General features: G+C 28.1%; 26 protein-coding genes, 4 tRNA genes and 1 other RNA gene. 27 read left to right on the top strand and 4 right to left on the bottom strand.

Annotated elements, in window-relative coordinates:
* Window positions 1-178: 178 nt before the first annotated feature.
* Window positions 179-1,045 (top strand): mechanosensitive ion channel family protein, encoded by an 867-nt coding sequence (locus tag U880_RS0107175; protein ID WP_024655366.1) that lies wholly within the window; start codon window positions 179-181, stop codon window positions 1,043-1,045.
* Here U880_RS0107175 and U880_RS0107170 read toward each other — a convergent pair.
* A complete protein-coding gene (locus U880_RS0107170) occupies window positions 1,029-2,195 on the bottom strand; it encodes a glycosyltransferase (protein ID WP_024655365.1) in 1,167 nt (388 codons plus the stop codon). The two genes, U880_RS0107175 and U880_RS0107170, sit on opposite strands and share 17 nt — an antisense overlap.
* Before the next feature lie 67 nt (window positions 2,196-2,262).
* Here U880_RS0107170 and holA point away from each other — a divergent pair, with 67 nt between their 5' ends.
* Window positions 2,263-3,246 carry a DNA polymerase III subunit delta gene (gene holA / locus U880_RS0107165; protein ID WP_024655364.1) on the top strand — a complete coding sequence of 328 codons (984 nt, stop codon included), beginning with the start codon at window positions 2,263-2,265 and terminating at the stop codon, window positions 3,244-3,246.
* A gap of 3 nt (window positions 3,247-3,249) precedes the next feature.
* Here holA and uvrC read toward each other — a convergent pair whose 3' ends face one another.
* Complete coding sequence (gene uvrC, locus U880_RS0107160) at window positions 3,250-5,058, bottom strand: excinuclease ABC subunit UvrC (protein ID WP_024655363.1); 1,809 nt, start codon at window positions 5,056-5,058, stop codon at window positions 3,250-3,252.
* 111 nt (window positions 5,059-5,169) lie between these two features.
* On the opposite strand from uvrC, the gene U880_RS0107155 reads away from it, so the two are divergent.
* The 4 genes from U880_RS0107155 (at window position 5,170) to U880_RS0107140 (ending at window position 8,293) form a co-directional block, all read left to right on the top strand.
* A complete protein-coding gene (locus U880_RS0107155) occupies window positions 5,170-6,687 on the top strand; it encodes a LamG-like jellyroll fold domain-containing protein (RefSeq protein ID WP_024655362.1) in 1,518 nt (505 codons plus the stop codon).
* Entirely contained in the window at window positions 6,680-7,987 is a 1,308-nt protein-coding gene (locus U880_RS0107150; RefSeq protein ID WP_024655361.1) for a tetratricopeptide repeat protein, read from the top strand. Before U880_RS0107155 ends, U880_RS0107150 begins: the two co-directional genes overlap by 8 nt.
* 65 nt (window positions 7,988-8,052) lie before the next feature.
* Window positions 8,053-8,142: transfer RNA gene (locus tag U880_RS0107145), tRNA-Ser, on the top strand.
* A gap of 65 nt (window positions 8,143-8,207) precedes the next feature.
* A tRNA-Ser gene (locus U880_RS0107140) sits at window positions 8,208-8,293 on the top strand.
* A 12-nt stretch (window positions 8,294-8,305) separates the two neighbouring features.
* Here the strand turns inward: U880_RS0107140 and U880_RS0107135 are convergent.
* Window positions 8,306-9,037: an RsiV family protein gene (locus U880_RS0107135; RefSeq protein WP_024655360.1), complete on the bottom strand. Its 732-nt coding sequence runs from the start codon at window positions 9,035-9,037 to the stop codon at window positions 8,306-8,308.
* A gap of 126 nt (window positions 9,038-9,163) precedes the next feature.
* On the opposite strand from U880_RS0107135, the gene U880_RS0107130 reads away from it, so the two are divergent.
* From U880_RS0107130 to U880_RS0107050, 17 genes are all read left to right on the top strand, one after another.
* Window positions 9,164-9,237, top strand: a tRNA-Arg gene (locus U880_RS0107130).
* Between the two features lie 14 nt (window positions 9,238-9,251).
* Window positions 9,252-9,338, top strand: a tRNA-Ser gene (locus U880_RS0107125).
* 2 nt (window positions 9,339-9,340) lie between these two features.
* Window positions 9,341-9,439, top strand: an RNA gene (gene ffs / locus U880_RS10950) — signal recognition particle sRNA small type.
* A 167-nt stretch (window positions 9,440-9,606) separates the two neighbouring features.
* The gene (dnaX, locus tag U880_RS0107120; RefSeq protein WP_024655359.1) at window positions 9,607-11,253 is read left to right on the top strand and encodes a DNA polymerase III subunit gamma/tau; all 1,647 of its coding nucleotides are present in this window, start codon (window positions 9,607-9,609) and stop codon (window positions 11,251-11,253) included.
* Window positions 11,254-11,255: 2 nt separating this feature from the next.
* The gene (locus tag U880_RS0107115; protein WP_024655358.1) at window positions 11,256-11,555 is read left to right on the top strand and encodes a YbaB/EbfC family nucleoid-associated protein; all 300 of its coding nucleotides are present in this window, start codon (window positions 11,256-11,258) and stop codon (window positions 11,553-11,555) included.
* Window positions 11,556-11,558: 3 nt separating this feature from the next.
* Complete coding sequence (gene recR / locus U880_RS0107110; RefSeq protein ID WP_024655357.1) at window positions 11,559-12,143, top strand: recombination mediator RecR; 585 nt, start codon at window positions 11,559-11,561, stop codon at window positions 12,141-12,143.
* A gap of 324 nt (window positions 12,144-12,467) precedes the next feature.
* The gene (locus tag U880_RS0107105; protein WP_024655356.1) at window positions 12,468-12,977 is read left to right on the top strand and encodes a nucleoside-diphosphate kinase; all 510 of its coding nucleotides are present in this window, start codon (window positions 12,468-12,470) and stop codon (window positions 12,975-12,977) included.
* A 9-nt stretch (window positions 12,978-12,986) separates the two neighbouring features.
* The gene (locus U880_RS0107100) at window positions 12,987-13,805 is read left to right on the top strand and encodes a DNA adenine methylase (protein ID WP_024655355.1); all 819 of its coding nucleotides are present in this window, start codon (window positions 12,987-12,989) and stop codon (window positions 13,803-13,805) included.
* 214 nt (window positions 13,806-14,019) lie between these two features.
* On the top strand, window positions 14,020-14,556 hold the full coding sequence (locus tag U880_RS0107095) for a hypothetical protein (RefSeq protein ID WP_024655354.1): 537 nt from the start codon (window positions 14,020-14,022) through the stop codon (window positions 14,554-14,556).
* A gap of 62 nt (window positions 14,557-14,618) precedes the next feature.
* A complete protein-coding gene (locus U880_RS0107090) occupies window positions 14,619-15,248 on the top strand; it encodes an LptA/OstA family protein (RefSeq protein ID WP_407637753.1) in 630 nt (209 codons plus the stop codon).
* A complete protein-coding gene (gene lptB, locus U880_RS0107085) occupies window positions 15,226-16,017 on the top strand; it encodes an LPS export ABC transporter ATP-binding protein (RefSeq protein WP_024655352.1) in 792 nt (263 codons plus the stop codon). Before U880_RS0107090 ends, lptB begins: the two co-directional genes overlap by 23 nt.
* Window positions 16,014-16,703, top strand: coding sequence for a peptidoglycan editing factor PgeF (gene pgeF, locus U880_RS0107080; protein WP_024655351.1), 690 nt, complete (start codon window positions 16,014-16,016; stop codon window positions 16,701-16,703). The genes lptB and pgeF overlap by 4 nt, the downstream gene beginning before the upstream one ends.
* A gap of 1 nt (window position 16,704) precedes the next feature.
* Entirely contained in the window at window positions 16,705-17,451 is a 747-nt protein-coding gene (locus U880_RS0107075) for a Nif3-like dinuclear metal center hexameric protein (RefSeq protein WP_024655350.1), read from the top strand.
* A gap of 9 nt (window positions 17,452-17,460) precedes the next feature.
* Window positions 17,461-17,973 carry a signal peptidase II gene (gene lspA / locus U880_RS0107070; protein ID WP_024655349.1) on the top strand — a complete coding sequence of 171 codons (513 nt, stop codon included), beginning with the start codon at window positions 17,461-17,463 and terminating at the stop codon, window positions 17,971-17,973.
* 236 nt (window positions 17,974-18,209) lie between these two features.
* Entirely contained in the window at window positions 18,210-19,028 is an 819-nt protein-coding gene (locus U880_RS0107060; RefSeq protein ID WP_024655347.1) for a YmdB family metallophosphoesterase, read from the top strand.
* 56 nt (window positions 19,029-19,084) lie between these two features.
* The gene (murA, locus tag U880_RS0107055; RefSeq protein ID WP_024655346.1) at window positions 19,085-20,365 is read left to right on the top strand and encodes a UDP-N-acetylglucosamine 1-carboxyvinyltransferase; all 1,281 of its coding nucleotides are present in this window, start codon (window positions 19,085-19,087) and stop codon (window positions 20,363-20,365) included.
* A 235-nt stretch (window positions 20,366-20,600) separates the two neighbouring features.
* Entirely contained in the window at window positions 20,601-21,959 is a 1,359-nt protein-coding gene (locus U880_RS0107050) for an MATE family efflux transporter (RefSeq protein WP_024655345.1), read from the top strand.
* A gap of 41 nt (window positions 21,960-22,000) precedes the next feature.
* Here the strand turns inward: U880_RS0107050 and U880_RS0107045 are convergent, their stop codons facing one another.
* Window positions 22,001-22,390, bottom strand: coding sequence for a hypothetical protein (locus U880_RS0107045; RefSeq protein WP_024655344.1), 390 nt, complete (start codon window positions 22,388-22,390; stop codon window positions 22,001-22,003).
* A gap of 340 nt (window positions 22,391-22,730) precedes the next feature.
* On the opposite strand from U880_RS0107045, the gene tuf reads away from it, so the two are divergent.
* From tuf to rplD, 4 genes are read left to right on the top strand one after another with little or no spacing between them, the layout of a single operon-like run.
* Window positions 22,731-23,915: an elongation factor Tu gene (tuf, locus tag U880_RS0107040; RefSeq protein ID WP_024655343.1), complete on the top strand. Its 1,185-nt coding sequence runs from the start codon at window positions 22,731-22,733 to the stop codon at window positions 23,913-23,915.
* A 47-nt stretch (window positions 23,916-23,962) separates the two neighbouring features.
* Complete coding sequence (gene rpsJ / locus U880_RS0107035) at window positions 23,963-24,274, top strand: 30S ribosomal protein S10 (RefSeq protein ID WP_011772424.1); 312 nt, start codon at window positions 23,963-23,965, stop codon at window positions 24,272-24,274.
* A gap of 33 nt (window positions 24,275-24,307) precedes the next feature.
* Window positions 24,308-24,937: a 50S ribosomal protein L3 gene (gene rplC / locus U880_RS0107030; RefSeq protein ID WP_024655342.1), complete on the top strand. Its 630-nt coding sequence runs from the start codon at window positions 24,308-24,310 to the stop codon at window positions 24,935-24,937.
* A gap of 1 nt (window position 24,938) precedes the next feature.
* Window positions 24,939-25,568, top strand: a complete 630-nt coding sequence (rplD, locus tag U880_RS0107025; protein WP_024655341.1) for a 50S ribosomal protein L4 — start codon at window positions 24,939-24,941, stop codon at window positions 25,566-25,568.
* The last annotated feature ends 7 nt before the right edge of the window (window positions 25,569-25,575 follow it).

The following is a 25,575-nucleotide window of genomic DNA, read 5'->3' as shown; positions in this document are numbered from 1 at the left end:
TAAATGATGTTTAGGGTTTATTAAATTACATTTTATCATAATGGTTTATGAAATTATATTTAATAATGATGATTGTGTGATATTTATTGATATAGGTATTTTGTTTGTTAATTTTTTATTTTGATTGGTTATAAGGGTCTTATTTTTTTGTTATTTTTGTATTATACTACATTTGCTTATGGATAAACAATTAAAAATATCAAATGTATTGAAAAGGATATTTGTTTTGCCGGATTATGTTCATGAAATTTTTCAACTGATAATAGATTATGGATTGAGAATTGTTGTTGCTTTATTTGCATGGTGTATTTTAAGATTCATTGTTAAGAGATTAGGAACTATTTTTTTAAAGGCTTATGAGAGATCTAAATTGGAAACAAAATTAGATTCTACTGTTCTTAATTTTTTTAAATCATTTTTCAAAGTTGTAATAAATTTAGTATTAATTTTAATGATTTTGCCTTATCTTGGAGTTTCTACAGCTTCTATTTTTGCTGTATTTGGATCTCTAGGTCTTGCAGTTGGTTTTGCTGCTCAGGGTATGTTATCTAATTTTGTTAGTGGATTTGTTATATTAAATTCTAATTTTTTTAAAATAGGTGATTATGTTAATTGTGATGATGCTGAGGGGGAAGTAACGGATATTCAAATATTTTTTACTACACTCAAAACTGTGGATGGTAAGATTATTAAGATTCCAAATAGTAAATTTACAAGTACATTAGTTGTTAATTTTTCTGCAAATTTTGAAAGAAGAATTGCATTTAGTTTTCAAGTGCCTTATGGTATAAATTTTGATTTGCTTAAAACCAAAATGGAAAATTTGGCTTTTTCTTTTGATAAGGAAACATATAATGTTAGGCAACCCAGTCTGATTTTAAAAGAATATACACCTTATTACATAATTATTGAAATGAGATGTTTCATTCGAACTGAGTTTTTTTGGGATTTTCAATATTTTATGGGAGAAAAGATTAAAGATGTTTTAATTGATATGGGAGTAGAATTTCCCATTCATGTTGTGAATCTTAGTAAACTTTGCTAAGATTTTTGTGATTTTGAATAATTTGAACATAATATTCTTCAATCCTTTCTACAAAGGACGTGCTTGAGTGTATTATGGATGTTTCTTCTGTATATTTTTTTAAAGTTTGTAGTTTTTTATCGTTTTCTATTATTTCTTTCATGTATTTGTACATGTCTTCATCATTATCTATTAAAAATCCATTTTTTCCTTGATGAATTACGTCTTTGTATATAATGTCATTACTAAGTATTGCTGGTATTCCGGCAGTTAAGGCCTCAATAATTGTCATTGGATATACTTCACTTTTTGATAAACTTGCAAATACATCGGATATCTTATAATAATAGTACATTTCTTCCCATGGAATTGTTCCAACAAGTATTATTTGATTTTCAAGTCCATATTTTTTTCTAAATTGTTTTACATTTTTCTCTTCTTTTCCTTTTCCTATGAGAATAAGTTTGCAGTGTTTGTTTTCAATGAGAAGTTTTTTTAAATTTTCTATTAATGCGTATATATTTTTTTCTTTATTAATTCTTCCAACGAAGATTATGATTTTATCATTTTTTTTTATGTCATATTTACTCAGAATTTCTTGTTTTTTTTCTTGAGTTAACTCTTTGATGAATAGTTTTCTATCTATGCCATTTGGAATTAGTTTATAATCAGCATCTTTGGCAAGATGGAAATATTTATCATGTGCTTTAATTGATGGATAAATAAAATGATGAATTTGATTATAAAATTTTTTCATCATTTTGTCTGGATTAATGAAATGTTTTATGGCTCCTAAGTAATGTAAATAGTAATTCCACATTGTATGGTTTGTGTGGACAATTGGTATATTATATTCTAATGCTAATTTTTTACCTATGTTTCCCATAGTGAATTCTGAATGTGTATGAATTATTTCAGGTTGATATTCAGCTATTATTTTTTTTATTTTTGCTTTATTTGGGAATGCTATTTTAGCATCTACTGTGCGATTTAATTTAATTGAAAAGCATCTGTAAATATTTTTTTTACTGAGGTCTGATTTATAATATTGTGGGCAAAAAATATAAACGGTATGACCTTTTTGTTCAAATCCTTCTTTAATTTGTTTGATACATGTTGCTACTCCATTTTTATCTGGAAGATATGTATCTGTAAATATTGCTATTTTCATATTTTGTCCTAATAATTAAAGTATAACATAGGGGTATATTTATTTTTTTAGATTATAATATCTTTGAATGCAAGAAGTTTATCTATTATTAGGAAAAGAACAAGGGCTAAAGGAAGCTTATTTAAATGATATTTTTAGAAAGTTGAATGCTGATGACATACATATTACTAAGCTTTTTATGTCAGAATTATCATCAATAGAACTTTCTGAACGATTTTTGAGTAGTTCTTTTTTTGCAAAAAAAGAAGTTTTTATTATTTATGAGATTGAAAATTTAAAAAATAAAAAAGATTTAGAATTAATTTATAATACACTTTTGAAACCTTTAAATAAGATTATTATTTTTATTTCTGATGAAAATTCAATCAGTTTTGAACCTAAAGTTTCTGTAAATATAATTAAAAAAACTTTTTATGAATTGTCTGATAGTGATAAGTTTTCATTTGTAAAGAAAAGTTTTTTTCAACTTGGAATTAAAATTACAGATAAGGCAATAAATTTAATGCTTTTTATGTTAGATGCAGATACTAAGATTTTACAATTTTATATAAACTCTTTTTCTCTTATGATTAAAGATAAAACTATTGATGAGGATGATATCACTGCTTGGCTTAGTTTTGTGCGTCTTGAGAATGTTTTTTCTTTATTTGAGTCAATCTTAAAGAAAGATATGGAATGTGCTTTAGTTAAAGTGAAGTCCATTTTGGAACAGGGGGAAGAACTTGTTGGTATTATTATGAGCCTTGTATGGCAGTTTAAAAAATTTTTAAAAATTAAAATAGATTGTGAAAACACAAATAACATTACATCCATTTTGAAAAAGAATAAGATATTTTTTTCACTAGAGAAAACTTATAAAATAGGGCTTAGTAATTATTCAGTCTTGGATATTAAATTTATTTTTAAAATATTACATAAGTTTGATTTGTATGCTAGAGTTTATGGCAAAAATATGCATTTGAATTTGTCATATTTTATGGTAGTAATCTTGTTAAATCAGGATGATACTATTTTGGAGAGTTTTTCTTTAAAATTTAAGTGTGATTTTTAATAGTTAGATATGATTGTTTTGTTTATTATTTGAATTTTGTTCTTCTGCAAATTTTTTGATTTTATTTGCCATTGTAATATTGATTTTCATTTTTTTGGCTATTTCATCTTCATTTAGTAGTAATATGTCTTTATATGTTCCAAGAACTTTTAAAATCTTTTTTGCTTTTTGTTCTCCAATGCCTTTTATTTTGCTGTAATTTAATTTGATATTGTTGTGTAGTTTGTTGTTAAATTGATTTGCTCTTCTGTGAGCTTCATCACGAACATTTTGTAATAATTGAAGAGCGGAGTTTCTTTTTTGTAATTTTATGCCTTGCATTTTGTTTGGTAAAAATATTATTTCTTCTTTTTTTGCCAACGCACAAATAGTTATTTCTTCTTCAAGTCTTAGTCCTTTTAAAATGGAATAAGCAGCGTTAAGTTGGCCTTTGCCACCGTCAATTAGTATTAAGTCAGGCAATTTCAATTGTTCCTTGATTAATTTTGAATATCTTCTTGATATGACTTCTTTCATTGCCTTACAATCATCAATCTCTCCATTACTTAGTGAGTTAATTTTATAAACCCTATATCCATCTTTAAAAGGTTTTCCCATTTTAAACGTAACAAGTGATGCTACTGTTTTATATCCATTTATATGAGCAATATCAAAGCCTTCAATTGTTTTTGGTAATTTTTTCATTTCAAGAATGGTTTTTAGATTTTCAATAGCCCTATTTTTTTCATGGTTATATGTTTTTAATGCAATTTTTGCATTAGAAATTGCCATTTCCATTATTTTAATGTTATCTTGGGTTTCTTTATAGATGATTTCAGTTTTTGTATTTTTAAGTTCATTTATTAATTTTGTAATATTTGAAGTGTCAATTTTTTTAAAAATGTGTATTTTGTCTGGTACTATCATGTTTAGAGATGTATAATACTGTGTTATAAATTTTTCTGTTAGTTCATCCTCTTCATATATGCTTTCATCAAAATGAATATCTTTTTCTGTTAATTTACCGTCTTTATATTTAAGTATTACTATTGCATTTAAGCTATCAGTTTTGTGAATGTATAGATAGTCTGCACTAAGTTTATCCATCTTTGTAATTATTTGAGTTTGACTTATTTCAATTAATGATTTTTTAGTTTCTTTTAGTTTTATTGCTGCTTCAAAATTTTCCTTAGTAATGACTTCTTTCATTTTGATTTCAATGTCATTTAAAAGTTTTGATATGTTTCCATTTAAAATATGTTTGATTTGCTCTATTTCTTTTCTATATTCTTCTTCAAGATCTTCTCTATAACATACTCCTAGACACTGACCCATATGGAAATAAAGACAAGGGTTTTTTGATTTTTTTTTGCATTTTTTGGTTTTAAATGTTTTGTTAATAAGATCTAATACTAAATCTAAATTTTTAACATTAACATACGGTCCAAAATATTCACTTCCATCATTGATTATCTTTCTAGTTTTAAAAATTCTTGGATATTTTTCACAAGTGATTCTTATCATAGGATATCCCTTATCATCTTTTAATTTGATATTATAAGTTGGTTTGTATTTTTTGATTAAGTTGCACTCTAATAGTAGCGCTTCATATTCGCTGTTTGTGGTAATTATTTCTATATTTGTTACGTTATTCATTAATATCTTGGTTTTATGGCTAGTTCGTTTTGAAAAATAATTTTTTACCCTTGACCTTAAATTTTTAGCTTTTCCAATATATAATATTTTGTTGTCTTTAGAGTACATTTTATAGCAACCGCTTGTTTTTGGAAATTTTTCTATTTGTTTATATAAATCGCTTAAGTATTTTCTCATTTTTATTGTCTATTATTGCTTTTAAATAATCATTATTGTTTTTGTGATATAATATTATATCATATTTAAACATTATGTATTTTTGATTTTTTTTATTGATAAAGGTCTGTAATGAGATTGATTTTTATATTTTCTCTATTTTGCTTGTATGTGTTTAGCGCTTTTTCTCAAGAGCTTAAGTTAATTCTTGATTATAAGGATGGATTTAAGTTTATTCAGGAAGCCCATAATGTTAATTTTGCAAGAGATAATAGAGGTATTCTTGGGATTTGTTTGGATAGGTATAAGGGCATTTTGGATTATAACAATATTGATTTTCGATTGGAGATAGAAAAGGATAATTTATTAAAAGATGCTGCTTTAAATTATTTTGTTGATTCAAATAATGCAAAAATTTCAAATTCTTTTCACAATATTTCAGGAAATTCTTTAATTTTTTATTCAAGTCGCAATACTGTTAAACTTAAACCGTTAACAAGGAAGGCTTTTTTTTATTCAGGTAATGTGATTGCTGATTTTACTATTCAGTTTTGGGTATATCGTTCTACTTCTGTTACTGGAGAAGTTATTGTAAGTTGGAATGGATATAAAAATATTAAAGGTGTTTGGGTAGATCAAGCAATTCGATTAGAAAGTGAGGGTGGCACTTTTGTTTGGAATTTTAATAATGTGTTTTTAAATGATAATGGTGAGCCTGTTAAAATTAAGCTTAAGAGTGATGATGATTTTGTTCCTAAAGAGTGGCATTTGCATACAGTGAGATATAGACAAAAAGATGGGTTGTTGGAATATTTGATAGATTCCAAACCTCAAGCTATAGAATATGTTACTTTTGATAAGAGAGAAGGTTCTGGATATTTATTAAATATTGGTAATTTTATTGATTTTGCATTGGGACAATATTTTACAGGAGCTATTGAAAATTTTGAAATTTATAAAAGTTTTGAGGAAGTACGTAGTGCTTTCTTCTCAAGGGATAAAGGATATATCATTACAAAACCAATTGAATTATCTAAGGATTATTCTCAAATTTTGTCTATTGAATTTGATAGTTTAAAGCCAAAAGATACAGATATTTTTTATTATTATAGGTTGGATAATAAGGTTTTTTATGAGATAGATAAAAATGGAGAGATAAAAAGGAATTTAACAGGAGATTGGATTCCTTTTGATTCTAAGAATGGATTACCCAAATTTGATATATCAAAATATATTCAATTTAAGGTTGAGTTTTATCCAAGTGGAAATCCTATAGAAAGCCCATCTCTTTATAGCATGGTTGTGACGTATATACCTGAATCTGCACCTTTTCCTCCTTTAATTACAAAAGCTGTTCCAGGATCAGGTGAAATATTGATTGAATGGTTTCCTGTTATTAGTAGTAATATTGGTGGCTATTATATTTATATTGGTGTTAGTCCTGGGAATTATCATGGTAATGCAGGAAATATTTTAAAATCTCCAATTGATGTTGGTAATCAAACTTCTTTTAAAATTACAGGACTTGAAAATGGGAGGCTTTATTATATTAGTGTTGCTTCTTATAATCTAGATAAAAGTGTGAATGAAGAGTCTTTTTCAAAAGAAATTTCTGTTAGACCTATGGAGTTTTTTAAACAATATGAATAGTATTAATTTTGAAAAAGCTTTGGAGCTTTATAAAAAGGGTGATTTTAAGAATGCACTTTTGAATTTGGATGTTTTTGATGATAGTTTTGATTCTTTGTCTCTTAAATCTTTACTTTATTTTAGGTTAAAGGATTATAAAGCACTTTTATATGTATTGGATACTTACCCTGTTTTAAGCGAATATAGTTTTTTAATTAAGCTTTTATATGATGGTGAATTTAAAAGCGATGAATGTAATTTAAGTTATTTTCAAAATTATAATCTTGGTGTTTTTTATTTTGGACTTAAAAATTATGAGAAATCTTTAAATTGTTTTTTAACATCTATTAAGCAATATCCTAATTTAATCCAGGCATTTAATAATGCTGCTGTTTTGCTTGAAATGTTAGGTAATAGAGATGATGCTTTAGATATGCTTATTAAATCTACAGGTATAGATAAAGATAATGCCCTTATTAGATTGAATACTTGGTTTTTAAATAATACTTGTGCATTTAGGAGTATTAGGCCATTTAAACTAGATGGTAGTTTTTTAAATGTTAATCTTTCGCTTATTGTGAATTATTTAATGTATTATTTATATTTTATGGGAGAGATTGGTAGTGCAATTAAGCTTTCTGAGAAATTTTTAACAGATTCAAATTACTCTAAATATATTTGGCATAATAGGGCAACTATTTTGCATAAAATAGGGAATATGACACAGGCTACCAAGTCTTATGTAAAATCTATTTTAAGTTTTCCTAATGTTTATACTATATATAATATGCATATTGCGACAATAGAACTTTTAAATTTTGATTCTAAGAAAGCTATTGATAGAATGTTGTCCGATTATCCTGATATGGAATTGGTTTATTTTTATGCATTTTTATTTTTTTTAAGGAATCGTGAACTTGAAGATGCTTATTTTTATATGAAAAAACTTTGTGTAATGAATACTAATACTTATTCTAGATTTTTAAACTTACTTGAGTTTAGAGAAGATATTTTAATTGAAGAGTTATTGAATGAATGTGCAATGATTTTAAAGGGTGAGTGGGTATTAGAATATTTGTTTTTTGTTGATAATTCTTTAGATTTACGAGAGCCTGTTTTTGTATTTGATTATTATACTAGACTTTGTCCATATATTTGGAAAGTTAAGGATGAGCATATTGAACTTAGAGCTAGTAATAATGAGATTGAGATTACTAAAGAAATTTTATCAGATGAATTTACTCAAGCTCAGTTGAGTGTTACAATGAAGGAAATTAAGGATTTAATTGAAGCTTATAAGGATTTTAAGATCAATTATTAGACTTAATAGTTTCTTTTGTTGACAATTGCAATGGCTCTAATATACTATGTATTAATATGGGTTAAGGAGAGATGCCAGAGTGGTCGAATGGGGCTTCCTGCTAAGAAGTTGTCCTTTTAAAAAGGGGACCATGGGTTCGAATCCCATTCTCTCCGTAGAAATTTTTATTAGAGCTTGTCTTTATAAAGATTTCTTTACTTTATGAATATAATAATCTCTAGGAGAGGTGGCAGAGTGGTTTAATGCTACGGTCTTGAAAACCGTCGTAGGTGTAGCCTACCGTGAGTTCGAATCTCACCCTCTCCGTTGTGTTTTTTGTTATGAACAAATTGGACAGTCGGTTTTTTTCTTTTTAGTAATATCACCTTCAGAATTATTGTTTATTGGAAATGTAAATTCAATTTTTCCATCTGAGTGTGGACCTATTATTAATGGATTATAGAAAATTACAACTTCATTGTTTTTAAAATAGTATTGATATTGTTTAAAAATTTTTTCAAATTCTATTTCAAATGAGGATTTATTGTCATAATGAGTTGCAATTTTTTGAAATTTTGTTTTTACTTCTTCTCTTAATACTTGTATCAAAGAATCCAATTGGTCTTTTGAAATGATGTCTGCAAGTTCTATTTTTTCTTTTCCTCTTAAATTAATAGAATGATATGTTGTAAGGACATTTGCATCATATTTATCCGCTTGAGATTGATTATATAGAATGGATGTTATGTTGAGATTTGGGTTTTTAAATATTTCAAAATCAGAATAATAGAAAGATTCAAGGGGCTCTTTTTTTTCTTTTATTGTTTTGAAAAATTCGATTTTATCATTTTTCCATTTTTTTATAAATTCTTCAAACCCAAATTCTATTCCTTCTATAGTGGGAATTTGAGCATCAATATGAAAAATAATGTTATCTTCATTGTTGATATCTTCTTTGATAATTTTTGTTTCGATATTGATTTCAGCACTCTCTGTTTTTTTGTCGTGTTTGGTGCATGCTATTGTTATTAAAAAAATTATTGTTATGATAATTGAAAATTTAGATGTCATTTATTGCTCCTTTCTTATAAATGAATTATTATTAACTTTTAAGAGTATTTTTGATTATTTGTTATAAATTTATTTTTATTGTAATAAATAATAATTTTTATTACAATTGAAGTTAAATGTTTGTTTGTGCCCATAGCTCAGCTGGATAGAGCATCAGATTGCGGTTCTGAAGGTCAGAGGTTCAAGTCCCCTTGGGCACGAAAGTATTAGTTTTGGAGAGATGGCCGAGTGGCTGAAGGCGCACGCTTGGAAAGCGTGTATACATGAGAGTGTATCATGGGTTCGAATCCCATTTTCTCCGGTTCCTAGGATCCGCACTATTGAGTGTTACCTAATCCCGTCAGGACTGGAAGGTAGCAGCGGTAAGTGATTACTCAATGAGTGCGTGTAATCTTAGGATAAATTTATTTTGTTTAAATAGGTAAGTATGTTTTTATAAAATAATACTTAAATAGGTATTATTGTTATATTATATATATATTGTCATTATATAAAATAAATTTTTTTGTTTTTTAATTTAGGTTTAATTTAAGGTTTAAGTAAAATTATTGTTATGTATGGGGGATGGAATGATATCTGCAAGGGGTACTGCCATTAAGAGGCGTCCCAGAGATTTTACTTCTCTTGAAGGACAAGATTTTGTAGTTGAAACCTTAAAACATTCAATAGAAAATAATAAGATAGCAAATGCTTATATATTTTCAGGACCACGAGGAGTTGGTAAAACTTCTTCTGCACGAGCTTTTTCTCGATGTTTAAATTGTCAAGCAGGCCCAACAATTATGCCTTGTGGTACATGTTTTAATTGTAAATCTATTGATAACGATAATAGTCTTGATGTTATTGAGATTGATGGTGCTTCAAATACGTCTGTTCAAGATGTTAGGCAAATTAAAGAAGAAATAATGTTTCCTCCTGCCAATTCTAGGTATAGAGTTTACATCATTGATGAAGTTCATATGCTTTCAAATTCTGCTTTTAATGCTCTTTTGAAAACCATAGAAGAACCCCCAAATTATATTGTTTTTATTTTTGCAACAACAGAGGTACACAAACTTCCAGATACGATAAAAAGCAGATGTCAACATTTTAATTTTAGGCTTTTGCCTTTAGATAAAATTTATGAAATGTTAAAATGTGTTTGTTTAGAAGATGACATTAAGTATGAGGATGAAGCTTTAAAGTGGATTGCTTATAAGAGTGGAGGTAGCGTAAGAGATGCCTATACTCTCTTTGATCAAATTGTGTCATTGAGTAATTCTGATATAAAATTTGATCAAATCAGATCTAAGATGGGATTAACCAGTGACGAGTTCTTGGAAAAATTAGCATTAAGCATTCTTAATGATGATTTAAAAGAATTACTTAGTATTTTAGATACTGTGTTTTTAACAGGGATTTCATGTGAGCAATTTCTGCTTGATGCAATTGAATTTTTTAGAGAAATATTATTTTTGAAATTGGACATCAAAAATATTATGTTTATTGGTGTTAAATTTGAAAGTTTGAAAGAATCTTTATTAAATTTTGATTTAAAACATATTGAGAGAAGTATTAGTGTATTACTTGAAACTTATAGAGATTTGCAATTTTCGATAAATCCTAAATATGAAATTGAGATTAATTTTATTAAGATACTTAGACTTAAAAATTATATACCCAATCATCTTTTAATTAAGAAAATTCAGGATATTGAAACTAAAGCACTAAATGAAATTAATTGTGATATAGATAAAATAGATTGTGATGTCAATTTAAAATCAGAGCTAAGTGATGTGCCTTTTATAGAACCAGATAATGCTATTAAAGAAGAGATACCATTGAAAGTTAAGATTCAAAAGTCTGATATTCATTGTGATTCTGAAGATGATGATATTGATAAAATTTTTATAGAAACAAAGGATAATTTTGATAAGGTAGATGATAATGATAGAATTAAAGAAACTTTTATTTATTTAGTATCTAAGTATGTTCAAACTTTAGTGTATTCTGGAGAGGTTTTAATTGATGGTGGGGTGCTTTATTATAAAATTTTTAGTGGATTTGAATATAATCAACTACAGGCTTATCAGAATGAAATAAGGGCAGAATTTTGTAAAGAGTTTCCTAGATTAAATGTTATATTTCAGAAACAATTTAAGGATAATGATGATGAGTTTGATAATGAGGTGCTGAGAGTCAAAAACATTTTTGGAGCAAGTGAGGTAAAGGAGTAAATATGGCAGTAAATCCATTAGATTTTTTGAAAAATATGTCAAATTTTAAAGATAATATTGATAATATTAAAAAAGAAATATCGCAAATTGTTGTTTGTGGTAGGGCAGGAAGTGATGTTGTTATTGTTGAAATGAATGGTGAATTTGTTGTGAAAAAAATTGAGATTAAAGAAGATTTTTTTAATGATTTGGATAATGAAGCACTTGAACATATGATAAAATCTGCTTTTAATGATGCTGTTTTTAAAGTGAAAGAAGAAATAAAATCAAAAACAATGGGTTCTATTCCATTTGGGATTTAAAGTTTGATTATACAAGATTTAATTGAATTGGTTTCTAAACTTCCAGGTATAGGAAAAAAAACAGCAACACGAATGGTTTATGATATTTTGTATACCGGTGAAAATTTTTCAAGAGCGCTAGGCCAAATTTTAATTAGACTTCATTCTGAGATACAAAAATGTAAAAATTGTTACAATTTTGCTGAAGAAGAATTTTGTGATATTTGTACGAATTTAAATAGAAATAAAGGTGTAATTTGTGTTGTAGAAATGCCTCAAGATCTGGAAGTTATTGAGGCTACTAAGGAATATGATGGATTTTATTTTGTGCTTCATGGCCATCTTGATCCTTTAAGAAATATTGGACCAGATGAATTAAATCTTGATAAATTAAAGACTTATATTGAATTGTTAAAAGCAGAAGAAGTAATTATTGCTACTGAATTTAGTATTGAAGGAGATGTAACTGCAAATTATATTAGTCACCTTTTAAAGGACTTAGATATTAATGTTACAAGAATAGCATCTGGTCTTCCTGCTGGGGGTAGTATTAGTAATGCAGATAAAGTGACTACTCTTAGGGCATTACGTTCGAGACTTAAAATGTGATTTGTTCTTAAGTCATTTTTGCAAAATAGTTTATTTTTATAGCTTTTTAAATAATGCATTTGAATGCTTTTTTGTGTTTGTAGTTAGTTTAGAATTTTAATTTATAACTAATAGTTAAAATTGTTTATATAAGTTAATATAAATAGTGTGTTTTTAAATTACTTGAACTTATAATAAAGTGCTCATGAGATATATTTAGTTTTGATTTTGATTGCACAAAATTAGCATTTTAAAATAGGTTGTTTTTGAATACATATTCATGAATTAAATAAATTATATCTTATTATTAATTTGCATTGTATTAAAAACATTGGGAGGTTGTTTATGTCTACATTAATACAAAAAACTTTATGTATTGTTAAACCTGATGGGGTTAGAAGAGGTTTAATTGGTAATGTTGTTTCTAGATTTGAGAGGGTAGGACTAAAAATTGTGGCAGCTAAAATGGTTTTGGTTGATCGCAAGATGGCCGAAGAACATTATTTGTATGATGATATTGCTGAAAGGCATGGCGAGTCTGTTTGGAAGTCTTTAATTGATTTCTTAATGAGTTCTCCGGTTTTTGCATTTGTTATTGAGGGTGTTGAATCTGTGGAAGTTGTTAGAAAATTTTGTGGCTCTACAGAGCCTAAGATGTCTGTACCTGGGACAATAAGAGGTGATTTTTCTTATCATAGTTTTAATTATGCAAATGAAAAAAATTTTGCAGTTTATAATGTGATTCATTCTTCTGCAAGTATTATTGATGCAAATCGTGAAATACCTATCTGGTTTACCAAAGATGAAATTTTTACTTATAAAAGAGATGATGAGTTTGAACATTATTATTGTTAGCTGTTGATTATGAGTGTTGTGATACGGCCTATATTGAAATGGGCTGGTGGTAAGAAAAATTTATTGAACCCTATTTTAAATAATATTCCTCTTTCTTTTAATAATTATATTGAACCTTTTATAGGTGGAGGGGCATTGTTTTTTGCATTGAATTTAAAAAATTCAATTATTAATGATATAAATTTTCATTTGATTAATTTTTATATGGAAGTTGCCCATAATTTAAATAATTTTTTATTAAGAATCGAAAAGTATAATAATGCTCCTTTGACTAAGGAGTATTATGTTGATATAAGGAATAGTTTTAATAATGCAAATTTAACTAATTTGGAAAAGGCGTGTATTTTTCTTTATTTAAATAAAACTTGTTATAATGGTCTTTACAGAGAAAATGGTAGTGGACAATTTAATACTCCTTTTGGTAAATATAAAAAGATTAATCTTTATGAAATTGAAAATTTACGATTAGCTTCTAAACTTTTGCGAGAAGTTAGAGTTTTAAGTTTAGATTTTTTTTGTTTGCTTAATTTTATTAAAAAAGATGATTTTGTTTATCTTGATCCACCCTATATACCCTATTCAAAAACAAGTAATTTTACGAGCTATAATAAATATGGATTTGATTTTTCAATGCATGAGAGACTATTACGTTTTTGTGACAAGATAGATAAGAAAGGAGCTAAATTTTTGCTTTCAAATTCTAATACTACATCTAGTCTTGAGCTTTATAAAAATTACAATATTATTTTTGTTGATTCTAAAAGATTGATTAATGCAAATCCAATTGGACGTGGGAACATAAGAGAAATTTTAGTGAAAAATTTTTAGTAGTATTGCATAATTATTATAGTACTTGTTAATAGCCATAAGGCCCTTTACAAGAAAAGTAGGGATTTTATATGTTGTGTCTGTATTGTGAAATTCTTAGGTGTAAGTTTTATTAATAGTGATTATCTCAATTTAATGAATAAGAGATATATTGAGTGTTTGGAATTTGAGATAATTTGGAGATATTTTTGTATAAATTTATTTAGGGACTTGTATGATAGGATATGCTTTGTTTTATTTGTTGTCACTTTTACTGTTATTTAATTGTACCTTTAATTATGAGGAATATTCTAATAGGACAGGTGCTGCTAAAGAAGCCCCTACAATACAAATATTAAAAATTAGCTATCATAACATTGTGGGCGGGAAGAAACAAACCATATTGGAAGCTTTAAGTTTTAATTATTTTAATTATTATAAACTTTATAAAGTTGAAAATGGAAGATTTTTGTATCATGCCTTGGAAAATCGAATTTCGGGTAAGTTTAGTAATTTAGAAGGTTCTCATGTTACTAAAGATTTAGATATGAAAGATTCTGTGGAATTGAAGATAGAAGATATGAATAATTACTATCTAATTAATACCAATAGACTTTTATGGCGAGATAATGAGAAAAAGTTATTTTCTCCTCCAAATGAGTTAGTATTTATTAGATTTGATGAGAGTAATATAACAGGAAAGGGTTTTTCGTATTTTTTCAAGAGTAATAATTTTTATTTTTATTCTGGTATTGAAGGGCTTGTGAAGTGAAAAGTTTAATTCTTTGTTTAATTTGTATTTCTTTATTTGGTTATGCACAGAGTAATAACGGTTTGGATGACTCTTCAAAATTAAAAGAAAAAGACAATTCAAAAAAAAAGAGTGAGTTTACTTTTAGAGCTGATTTTTCTCATGGTATTTTGTCTCCTCTTTATAGAAGGATTATTTTAAAGGGAAATCCTGAGGTGATTTCTTCTGATTTTAAGCTTAGAGCTGATGAGATTGAAATTTATGGGGAGGGGAGTTCTTATATTGAGGCTCGTGGTAATGTTTATTATGAAGATTATACTAATAAAATGAATGTGAAATCACAATTTTTATTTGTTAATAGAAAATTAGATAATTTTTATCTTCAAAAAGGTGTTGAACTTGAGGATTTAGAAAATGAACTTGTTGTTAAGGCTGAAAGGATTGAAGGTAGTCGTAAGACAAGTGTTTATATTATGCAGTATTCTGTTAAGATATATAAAGGTGACATTTTTGCACGAGCTGAGAATGGAATTTATAATAAGGAAGAAAAAGAAATTGTTCTTGAGGGTGTTCCCGTTATTTATCAAGATGATAATTATTATTCTGCTTCAAGGATAGTTTTAAATACGGAAACAAAAAAATATAATCTTGAGGGTGATGTTGAAGGTAAATTTACTCAAGTGGAGGAAGATGTTCCTCCACAGGAAAAATAGAATAGAATCAATTAAAGAAAAACTTAGTCTTAACGCAGTTACTGATATTGTTCTTAAGGCAGATAATATTGTTAAGAAGTATGGCGAGAAAGTAGCTGTTAATGGCGTGACTATTGATGTTCATCGGGGTGAGGTTGTAGGTTTGCTTGGGCCAAATGGTGCAGGAAAAACCACCACATTTTATACTATTGTAGGTTTTATTAAAGCCAATGATGGGCGTGTTTTAATCAATAATCATGATGTTTCTAAACTTAATATGTATGAGCGGGCACGATTGGGGATTGTGTATTTGCCCCAAGAGCCATCTATTTTTAGGGAACTTACAGTTGAAGATAATATTTTAGTTGCTCTTGAGAGACGAGAAGATTTATCTCAAGCCGAACGTAAAATTGAACTTGTAAATCTTCTTAAAGATTTTGAAATTAAACGAATACAATATCAAAAGGCTTATACACTTTCAGGTGGAGAGAGAAGACGAACTGAGATAGCTAGAGCTTTAGCTGTAAGTCCATATTTTTTGTTGCTTGATGAACCTTTTGCAGGTATTGATCCTATAGCTATTGGAGATATAAAAGATATAATCAGGATTTTAAAGAGTAAGAATATTGGTGTTTTAATTACGGATCATAATGTAAGAGATGCTTTTGATATAATAGATAGAGCTTATATTATTTATCAAGGACAAGTGCTTGATTCGGGGAATGTTGATTATATTATAAATAGTGAGAAGGCTAAAAAACTTTATCTTGGTGAAGAGTTTAGATTATGAAGGTATTGGAGAGAGAACTTTATTATGAATTTGAGGTAGATTCTAGTGTGAAGTTGATTTATACTAAAAAACCTTTTGATTTAGAGATAAAAAATATTAGTAGTGATAATTTAAGTTTTATTCCAAAGGATAAAGAAATAAAATATTTAAAGCAATTACATACCAATATTGTTTATGAAGTTACTGATGGTTTTGTTAATTTTCAAAAGGGAGATGGACTTGTGTCCTCTTCTTGTAATGTTGCTCTTCTTGCTTATTATGCGGATTGTCTTCCTATATATATATTTGACAAATCAAAAAAATATATAGGACTTGCTCATAGTGGGTATAAGGGTAGTTTTCAGCTTATTATTTTAAAAATGTTATTTAAATTTCAAGATATGGGTTCAAATTTTGAAGATTTGAGAATTATATTTGGACCTTATAACAGAGGATGTTGTTATGAAGTTTCATCAGAATTTGTGTCAAAAATAAATTTAAAATTTAGTGAAAAATTGTTGGATATGTCTTTTTGTAAAAAGGATGATAAAATATATTTTGATAATGTTAATTTTAATTTAGGTTTAATTTCTAATTTTAATTTAAAAGTTGAGGATTCAGGTCTTTGTACTTATTGCAATTGTAATCTTTATTCTCATAGAAAATTTAGAGGTAAAAGGAGTTATGCTGTAATTTGGAGAACTTAGTTTGACTGTTAAAGAATTATCATTTCATTTGGATGAAATATTTAAAGTCAATGATCATAAGGATATTGATAAAAGTCTTAATGGACTTCAAGTTGGTAATTTGGAGCTTGAGGTTAAAAAGGTTGCTTTGGCTGTTGATGCAAGTATGGCAACTTTAAGAGAAGTAAAGGGTTATGATTTTTTAATAACTCATCATGGTATTTTTTGGTCAAAATCAGAGAAAATTATTGCTGGTATTTATGATAAAGTGAAATGGCTTATTAATAATGATTTATCGCTTTATTGTGTTCATTTACCAATGGATGCTCATACTATTTATTCTCATAGCAAAGTATTGTCTGATTTTCTTGGATTTCATAATCCTATTCCCTTTGCAAATTATAAAGGTATTAACTTGGGTATTATTTCTATTGCTGGGTTTGGTTTTTCTGAAATTTTAAAAAGGATTGAAGCCCATAATAAACATATTCTTTTTTATAAGAAATTTAAAGAGACCGTATCAAGAGTGGCTATTGTTAGTGGTTCTGGATATTCTTTTTTTGAAGAAGCATTAGAATATGATATTGATTTGTTTATAACTGGAGATACTTCTCATCAGATATATTCTTTGGCTGAAGAGAGGAGTGTAAATTTGATATTTGCTGGTCATTATTTTACCGAAACGTTTGGTTTGTTAAAATTAATGGAATATTTAAGAAATCAACGAGGATTAGAAGTTGATTTTATTTTACAAGATACCAATTTATAAGGATTTAATATGAATATAAATAGAAACAGATTAGTTAGTAATTTGATCTTTATCTCTATTTTAGTTTTTTTTGATCAGTGGTCTAAATATTTAGTTGTTACTTATGTTAAGCTTGGAACCGAATATCTATCTTTTTTTGGAGATCTTTTTAAGATAATACATGTAAGAAATACCGGTGTTTTATTTTCATTAGGTTCTAATATTGATTCTAGCTTAAAAAATTTATTTTTTCTTATAATTCCTATTATTATTTTAGTTTTTGTTTTTTCTTTTTCATTAAGAGAAAATAACAAAGTATCGAGGTTTGCTCTTATTTTGATTTTATCTGGTGGTATTGGAAATATTATTGATAGGCTTTTTAGGCCTTTGGGTGTTGTGGATTTTTTGGATGTGAAGTTTTTTGGTATTTTTGGACTTCAGAGATGGCCAACCTTTAATTTTGCAGATAGTTATGTTGTTGTTGGGATGACCATGTTTATAATTTATGATTTATTTACTAAAGATAAAAGTATTAATTTATGAATTTTTTATATTTTTTTTTATGTTCATTAATTAATTTATCTTTAATGTTTTTTATTTTTTTTCTTGAGTTTTTGTTTGTTTCAAGGTTAACTATTATAGTTTCTCCTATTTTTCAGTGTGTTTTAATTATTGTGATGGTTTTTATTGCAATTTTAATAAGTTATTTTTTATCAAGTGTTATTTTTAAGAATATTATTTCTAAGTTTTTTGATATGGATAAGTAGGAGAAAAATTTTGTGAGTTTGCGGATTTTGGTTTCTGGAGAGATTGTAGGTAAGCCTGGCGTTTTTGTGATAAAAAATTTTTTACATTCTTTTAAACAAGAAAAGAAAATTGATTTTGTTATATCTGGTAATAATTTTACTACAGGATTTAGGGGATTATGTAAAAGACATGCATTTTTGTTAAAGAAGTATGGTGTTGATGTTTTAACTTTAGGAGAGAATGCGTTTGTAAGGGCTGGTCTTAGTGATGAACTTGATAGGTATAATTTTATTTTAAAACCTTTAAATTGCCCTGCTAGATTGAAAGGTTATTCTTACTTTATTTATAATATAAATGGAACTAAACTTGCTGTGCTTAGGCTTGTGGGACAGACAGGAATTACAAAATATAATTTTAATAATCCTTTTCTTACTTTTGATTATTTTTATGAAAGAATTAAGTCGATTACTGATAATATAATCGTGCTTTTTGATTCTAATACCACAGCCGAAGTTAATGCTATGTTTTTTTATCTCAAGTCTAGAGTCAGTGCTTGTTTGGGTATTGGTAAGAGAATATTAACAGCAGATCTTAGAATTTTTGATAATACTGCAGTTATTACCGATCTTGGTAGAGTTGGAAGTTTAGATAGTGTTATTGGATATTCTGCTGTATTTGAGATAGATAAATTTTTAAAAGGTTTTTTAAATAATAAATTTACTGAATCGTGGAATGGGCTTGGTTTTAATGGCATTATAATTGATATTGATGATGGTAAAGCTGTTTTTGTTGAGGCTATAAGGGAATATATTGATTTTGACAGTAGTATTGCAAATAGTACTGATATTTAATGTTACTTTGATTTTTAAGTGTTTTTTATATAAATTTATTTGGTTGGGAGGTAATAATGTATAGCTATCTTGTAGAGGGTGGTTTTAAAATAGGTGGAAAAATAACGGCGAGTGGCAATAAAAACGCGGCTTTACCTTGCATGATAGCAGCATTGCTTACAGATGAAGAAGTGATTTTGGAGAATATTCCAAATATTAGAGATGTAGAAGTTATTTTAAAAATTTTAGAAGACATAGGAGTTGATGTTATAAGGGATGGTAATATCCTTAAAATTAAGGCTTTAAGTGTTGTGAAAACAGAAATAGATTCTTCTTTGACGGATTTAATTCGAGCTTCAATTTTATTTGTAGGACCTATGCTTGCTAGGTGTGGGCGAATTGATATTGCTCCTCCGGGTGGAGATGTTATTGGAAAAAGACGTCTTGATACTCATTTTTATGGTCTTGGTAAGCTTGGTGCTAGGTTGATAGAGAATGAACGTATTGTTTTAGAGGTAGATAGTTTAATTGGGGCTGAAATGTTTTTGGATGAGGCATCAGTTACAGCTACTGAGAATATTATTATGGCTTCTGTTCTTGCTTTTGGAGAAACTGTGATAATGAATGCTGCATGTGAACCACATGTGCAAGATTTGTGTAATATGTTGAATTTGATGGGAGCTGACATTTCTGGAATTGGCTCTAATTTGCTTAAAATAAGAGGTGTTAAGAAATTAAGAGGAGCTAAATTTAGGATAGGTGCTGATTTTATGCAGGTAGGTTCGTTAATTAGTCTTGCTGCATTAACAGGAGGTGAGCTTGAAATTAATAAGGCTGATCCTGGTAATTTTATTTTAATAAAGCATGTATATTCAAAACTTGGTATTGATTTTGAATATGACAATGAAAATATATATGTTAAAGAAAAACAGTATTTAAAAGTAAGGTTGGATTTTGGAGGACATATTCCTAAGATTGATGATGGTCCATGGCCATCTTTCCCAACAGATCTTATGAGTATTATGATAGTAACTGCAACTCAAGTTCAAGGGACTGTGCTTATTTTTGAGAAAATGTTTGAATCAAGGATGTTTTTTGTAGATAAACTTATTAAAATGGGAGCTCAAATTGTTCTTTGTGATCCTCATCGTGTGGTAGTTACAGGAAAAACTGTTCTTAAGGGAAGTGATGTATCTTCTCCTGATGTTAGAGCGGGTATGTCTTTGCTTATTGCAGCTCTTTGTGCTGAGGGGAAGAGTCGTATTCATAATATTTATCAAATTGAGAGGGGATATGAAGATGTTGTTTCTAAGTTGAGCTTTCTTGGTGCAAAAATTAAAAGAGTGAGAGATGAATAAAAATTTTATTTTTATATTTAAGTTTTGCCTAATAAATTGATTTTATCTTTTAAATAATTTTTAGTTATCATTATAATATTAAATTACTTTTAACAATTTTTGTGTTTGGCTTTTGTATGAAAAAATTTTTTGTGGGTTATATAATTTCTTTTATTAATTTTATAAGGTAAGATACAAATATTTAATTTTATAAAATTAATAATTTGCCAGTATAATAGGATGAAAGGTATTTTTTATGTCAACAAGTAAAACAAAAATTAGAAAATTAATATTAGAAGGTAATTTGTATTTAGTATTTCTGTTTATAAGTTTTCCTATTATGGTAACCAATCTTCTTCAATCTTGTTATGAACTTGTAGATATGTTTTATGTTGGAAAACTTGGTGCTATGCCTCTTGCAGCATTGTCTCTTACTGGTCCTATTAATTTTCTTATTATGGTTTTTGCCATGGGGATGGCTACAGGAAGTGTGTCATTAATGTCTAGATCTATTGGAGAGAAAACCTTTTCTAAATTTGCAAAATATGCTGGGCAGTTAATTTTTTTAAATTTTGTATTTTCTTTATTTGTTGCAATTTTAATTTTTATATTTATAGATTCTATTTTAGAACTTATAGGTGTAAGGGGTGAACTTAAAGAACTTACAAGGTCATATTTTTATGTTATAGTTTATGCAATACCCGTGATGTTTTTAAGTATTTCCGTTGTGTATATATTAAATTCTCAAGGAGAAACCGTTGTTGCGATGTTTTTAATTTTAGTCGCAAATATTATTAATTTTTTTCTTGATCCAATTTTGATGTTTACTTTGGGTTTAGGTATTGCTGGTGCTGCTTGGTCTACGCTTCTATCGAAATTAATTACAGTTTTGTCCTATCTTTTTTTTACCTATAGGTTAAATTGTGGACTTAAAGTGCATTTTAAAGATATTATTCCAGATATTAATGTAATAAAAAAAATTATTAGTCTGGGATTGCCGGTAGCTTTTGGTCAAGTTATGGCCTCCTTATCTTTTTTGATTTTTAATCATATTGTAATTCAAATTAGTTCTAAATTTTTGGCTGCTTATGGCATGGTAAATAATATTATTTCTTTTTTACTGCTTCCTGGAATGAGTATTGGTACTGGAATTATTTCAATTGTTGGACAAAATCTTGGTGCAAAAAATATAATGAGAGTAGGAGATATTTTAAAAAAAGGGTTTTTTGTTACTTTAGTAATAATGCTTACCGTTGCATCGTTTATCATGTCTTTTAAAGATGTTATAATATCGCTTTTTACATTTGATTTAGAAGTTATTAGATATGCCAATGATTATTTATTATTGGCAGTTATTGGAACTGTTGGATTTGGTTTGCAACAAGTTTTTTTAGGTGTATTAGTAGGTTCAGGGCTGACAAAGCTGGTTATGATTGTTGTTTGTATTCGTCTCTGGATTATCCGTTTACCGACTGTGTTTATATTGCAATATTTTGGAATTTTGGAAGATTCATTAGGTTATGCTTTTATAATTTCAAACTATTTGGCTTTAATTATTTTGTTATTTTTAACTTTCACTAGATATGGACATAGATGTAATAAGAGTAATATGTGAAGTTGTATTGTGGTTTTTGTTAAAAAGTAATTTTTTTAAGATTAATCTTCTTTTATAAAGATATAAAATATATTTTTTTGTTGCTTGTTGACATTGATGTTTAATTTAAATGTTTTTTCCTCTCCTGCTTTGATACCTTCTTGAATTATGTGACCGGTTTTATTGCCTTTTTTAAAGATTGCTAGTGAGTTTTGCTTTATATCTATTTTTTTATTGTTTTTAAGAGTGATAATTAATTTGTTTTTTTTATTAGTATTAAATCTTACAATTTTAATTTTTTCTGTGTTTTTCTTTATATTAACAATATAAGTAATTTCTCTACCTGTTTCTTTTGATTTGACATCATTATTTTTGATGCATGAGATATTTATAAAAAAAATGAATATTATGCTATTCTTTAATAGTTTGTATTTTACATGAAATCGTAACATAGGGTTGTATTATCTTAACCTTTAATATTAATCTTAGATATATTTTGCATTCTAATAATTTAGTTATATCATTAATTGTCCAATTTTGTTTTATGGGCTAATATTAATATATTATATATTGACTATATTTTGAATAATGTGTACACTAATGGAGTTGTTAAGAATTCTTTTAGAAAAACACGGCAATCGGGTCAATTTCTAAGAAAATATGTTTTTTTAATAATGGTTTTATTTTATATAATGTTATTATCCTTTAGTAAAGGAACAAATTGGAATTCTTAAGTTAAGAATTTTGAAGAATAGATGAAGATTTAGAGTGCAAATTTTTGGGAGGTGATTCATGGCTAAGGAAATTTTTCAAAGAACAAAGCCACATATGAATGTTGGTACAATAGGGCATGTTGACCATGGTAAGACAACATTAACAGCAGCTATTAGTATTTATTGTTCAAAGGTAAATAAGGATGCTAAAGCTCTTAAGTATGAGGATATTGATAATGCGCCTGAAGAGAAGGCAAGAGGAATAACAATTAATGCTAGACATATTGAATATGAAACTGCAAATCGACATTATGCTCATGTTGATTGTCCTGGGCATGCTGATTATATTAAAAACATGATTACAGGTGCAGCTCAGATGGATGCTGCAATATTATTGGTTGCTGCTGATAGTGGTGCAGAACCTCAAACAAAAGAGCATTTGCTTCTTGCACAAAGAATGGGAATAAAGAAAATAATAGTGTTTTTAAACAAATTGGATTTAGCAGATCCTGAACTTGTGGAGCTTGTTGAAGTTGAGGTTTTAGAACTTGTTGAGAAATATGGATTTCCTGGTGATACACCAATAGTAAAAGGTTCAGCTTTTGGAGCTATGTCAAATCCTGATGATCCTGAGGCTACAAAATGCATAAAAGAACTTCTTGAAACTATGGATAATTATTTTGATCTTCCAGAAAGAGATATTGATAAGCCATTTTTACTTGCTATTGAAGATGTTTTCTCTATTTCTGGACGTGGTACAGTTGCTACTGGTCGTATTGAGAGAGGTGTTATTAAGGTTGGGCAAGAAGTTGAGATTGTTGGAATTAGAGAAACCAGAAAGACAACCGTTACTGGTGTTGAAATGTTTCAAAAGATTCTTGAACAAGGTGAAGCAGGAGATAATGTTGGTCTTTTATTAAGAGGTGTTGACAAAAAAGATATTGAGAGAGGTCAAGTTATTGCTGCTCTTGGTACGATTACTCCTCACAAGAAATTTAAGGCTTCTATATATTGTTTAACTAAAGAAGAAGGTGGAAGACATAAGCCGTTCTTTTCAGGATATCGACCTCAATTTTTCTTTAGAACAACGGATGTTACAGGTATGGTTAGTCTAGAAGGTAAAGAGATGGTTATGCCTGGAGATAATGTTGATATTGTTGTTGAGCTTATATCTTCAATAGCGATGGATAAAAATGTTGAATTTGCTGTTAGAGAGGGCGGTAGAACAGTTGCTTCAGGAAGGATTCTGGAAATATTGGAATAGTGTAGGGTTTAGAGATTTTTGTTGTCTCTAAAGTTTAGGAGAATAAATTGATTACTAAAGATAAGATACGGGTAAGGCTTTTTAGTTTTGATGTTAAGATATTAGATCAGAGTGCTGAGTCTATTGTTAGGGCTGTTCAAAAGTCTAAGGCACAGATTAAAGGTCCAATTCCTTTGCCGACAAAAATAAAGAAGTATACTGTTTTGCGTTCTCCTCATGTTAATAAAAAATCAAGAGAACAGTTTGAAATGAGAACCCATAAGAGGCTTATTGATATTTTAGAGCCTACTTCTGCTTTGATGGACTCTTTGATGAAATTGGAGCTTCCTGCAGGAGTGGAGGTTGATATTAAACAGTAATAGATTTTTAAGTTATGAATTTGAGGTGTTTTAATGTTCGGATTGATTGGAAAAAAAGTTGGCATGACGCAGGTCTTTCAAAGCAATGGAATTGTGATACCTGTGACGGTGATAGAGTTTGAACCCAATTATGTTATAGGCAAAAAAACAGTGGAGAGAGATGGGTATGATGCTCTTATAATGGGTTCTGTCGATCTTAAGGGTTCTAAAATTTCAAGGCCTATAAAAGGTCAATATAAAAAATTAGAAAATATTGAACCTAAAAGATATGTGATAGAATTTAAAGGGCTTAAAGGTTATGATGCTGGTGATGAGGTTGGTCTTGATGCTTTTAGGGAGATTAAATATGTAGATATTACTGGTACTACCAAGGGCAAAGGTTTTCAGGGAGCTATGAAGAGACATAATTTTAGTGGTGGTCCATCTTCTCATGGTTCTAAATTTCATAGGCATCTTGGTGGTACAGGTCAGGCTACTACACCTGCTAGAACTTTTAAGGGAACTAAAATGGCTGGTAGAATGGGTGGCGCACAACAAACTATTCAGAATCTTGAAATTATTTTTATTGATGAGGAAAAAAGAGCCATTTTGGTTAAAGGAGCTGTGCCAGGAGTTAAGGGTTCTTTTGTTATTGTTAAAAAGGCAAAAAAAGTAGGTATTTAGTATGGAAAGAAAAGTTTTTTCTAAAGATGGACAAGAACTTAGAACTATAGATTTAGATGATGGAGTTTTCAATATAGATATTAGTTATGGTTCTATATATAATGCTATTAATAATGAACTAGCTAATCTTAGAGTTGGAACAGCTTCAACTAAGACTAGAGCTGAGGTTAGAGGTAGTTCAAAAAAGCCTTGGAAACAAAAAGGTACGGGACGTGCTAGAGTTGGAACTAAAAGGAATCCAGTTTGGGTTGGTGGAGGTATAGCTTTGGGGCCAAAGCCAAGGGATTATAGTTATAAGCTTCCAAAAAAAGTTAAACGACTTGCTTTTAAATCTGTTTTAAGTCTATGTGCATCTGTGGATGATAGACTTAAAGTTGTTGAAAATTTTACTATTGAGTCAGGAAAGACAAAAGAGCTTGCTTTAATAATAAAGAATTTTATAAAAAATAATGGAAAAACAGTGATTTTATTGGGTAATGATGATCAGATGCTTAAGAGAGCAGGAAAGAATATAAGAGATTTAAAGATTCTATCTTTTAATAGACTTAGGGTTGTTGATTTATTTTATACTAAAAATTTAATAGCTCTTGAATCTGCTATTAATGGGCTTAATGAGCTTTATGTTAAATAAAATGGAT

The sequence above is a fragment of the Borrelia hispanica CRI genome (assembly GCF_000500065.1).
GTDB classification, from domain to species: Bacteria; Spirochaetota; Spirochaetia; order Borreliales; family Borreliaceae; genus Borrelia; species Borrelia hispanica.
The sequence above is the reverse complement of the archived record's forward strand: the minus strand, read 5'-3'. Positions and strand labels throughout refer to the sequence as shown.

What these genes read in the sequence shown, in the direction of transcription:
- U880_RS0107175 (WP_024655366.1), top strand. Translation starts at nt 179, where the DNA reads ATGGATAAACAATTAAAAATATCAAATGTATTGAAAAGGATATTTGTT.
- rplD (WP_024655341.1), top strand. Translation starts at nt 24,939, where the DNA reads ATGGAAAGAAAAGTTTTTTCTAAAGATGGACAAGAACTTAGAACTATA.
- U880_RS0107135 (WP_024655360.1), bottom strand. Translation starts at nt 9,037, where the DNA reads ATGACATCTAAATTTTCAATTATCATAACAATAATTTTTTTAATAACA.
- U880_RS0107050 (WP_024655345.1), top strand. Translation starts at nt 20,601, where the DNA reads ATGTCAACAAGTAAAACAAAAATTAGAAAATTAATATTAGAAGGTAAT.
- tuf (WP_024655343.1), top strand. Translation starts at nt 22,731, where the DNA reads ATGGCTAAGGAAATTTTTCAAAGAACAAAGCCACATATGAATGTTGGT.
- murA (WP_024655346.1), top strand. Translation starts at nt 19,085, where the DNA reads ATGTATAGCTATCTTGTAGAGGGTGGTTTTAAAATAGGTGGAAAAATA.
- U880_RS0107170 (WP_024655365.1), bottom strand. Translation starts at nt 2,195, where the DNA reads ATGAAAATAGCAATATTTACAGATACATATCTTCCAGATAAAAATGGA.
- U880_RS0107095 (WP_024655354.1), top strand. Translation starts at nt 14,020, where the DNA reads ATGATAGGATATGCTTTGTTTTATTTGTTGTCACTTTTACTGTTATTT.
- dnaX (WP_024655359.1), top strand. Translation starts at nt 9,607, where the DNA reads ATGATATCTGCAAGGGGTACTGCCATTAAGAGGCGTCCCAGAGATTTT.
- U880_RS0107115 (WP_024655358.1), top strand. Translation starts at nt 11,256, where the DNA reads ATGGCAGTAAATCCATTAGATTTTTTGAAAAATATGTCAAATTTTAAA.
- U880_RS0107150 (WP_024655361.1), top strand. Translation starts at nt 6,680, where the DNA reads ATGAATAGTATTAATTTTGAAAAAGCTTTGGAGCTTTATAAAAAGGGT.
- U880_RS0107155 (WP_024655362.1), top strand. Translation starts at nt 5,170, where the DNA reads ATGAGATTGATTTTTATATTTTCTCTATTTTGCTTGTATGTGTTTAGC.
- holA (WP_024655364.1), top strand. Translation starts at nt 2,263, where the DNA reads ATGCAAGAAGTTTATCTATTATTAGGAAAAGAACAAGGGCTAAAGGAA.
- U880_RS0107045 (WP_024655344.1), bottom strand. Translation starts at nt 22,390, where the DNA reads ATGTTACGATTTCATGTAAAATACAAACTATTAAAGAATAGCATAATA.
- uvrC (WP_024655363.1), bottom strand. Translation starts at nt 5,058, where the DNA reads ATGAGAAAATACTTAAGCGATTTATATAAACAAATAGAAAAATTTCCA.
- U880_RS0107100 (WP_024655355.1), top strand. Translation starts at nt 12,987, where the DNA reads ATGAGTGTTGTGATACGGCCTATATTGAAATGGGCTGGTGGTAAGAAA.
- pgeF (WP_024655351.1), top strand. Translation starts at nt 16,014, where the DNA reads ATGAAGGTATTGGAGAGAGAACTTTATTATGAATTTGAGGTAGATTCT.
- U880_RS0107105 (WP_024655356.1), top strand. Translation starts at nt 12,468, where the DNA reads ATGTCTACATTAATACAAAAAACTTTATGTATTGTTAAACCTGATGGG.
- lspA (WP_024655349.1), top strand. Translation starts at nt 17,461, where the DNA reads ATGAATATAAATAGAAACAGATTAGTTAGTAATTTGATCTTTATCTCT.
- rplC (WP_024655342.1), top strand. Translation starts at nt 24,308, where the DNA reads ATGTTCGGATTGATTGGAAAAAAAGTTGGCATGACGCAGGTCTTTCAA.
- lptB (WP_024655352.1), top strand. Translation starts at nt 15,226, where the DNA reads ATGTTCCTCCACAGGAAAAATAGAATAGAATCAATTAAAGAAAAACTT.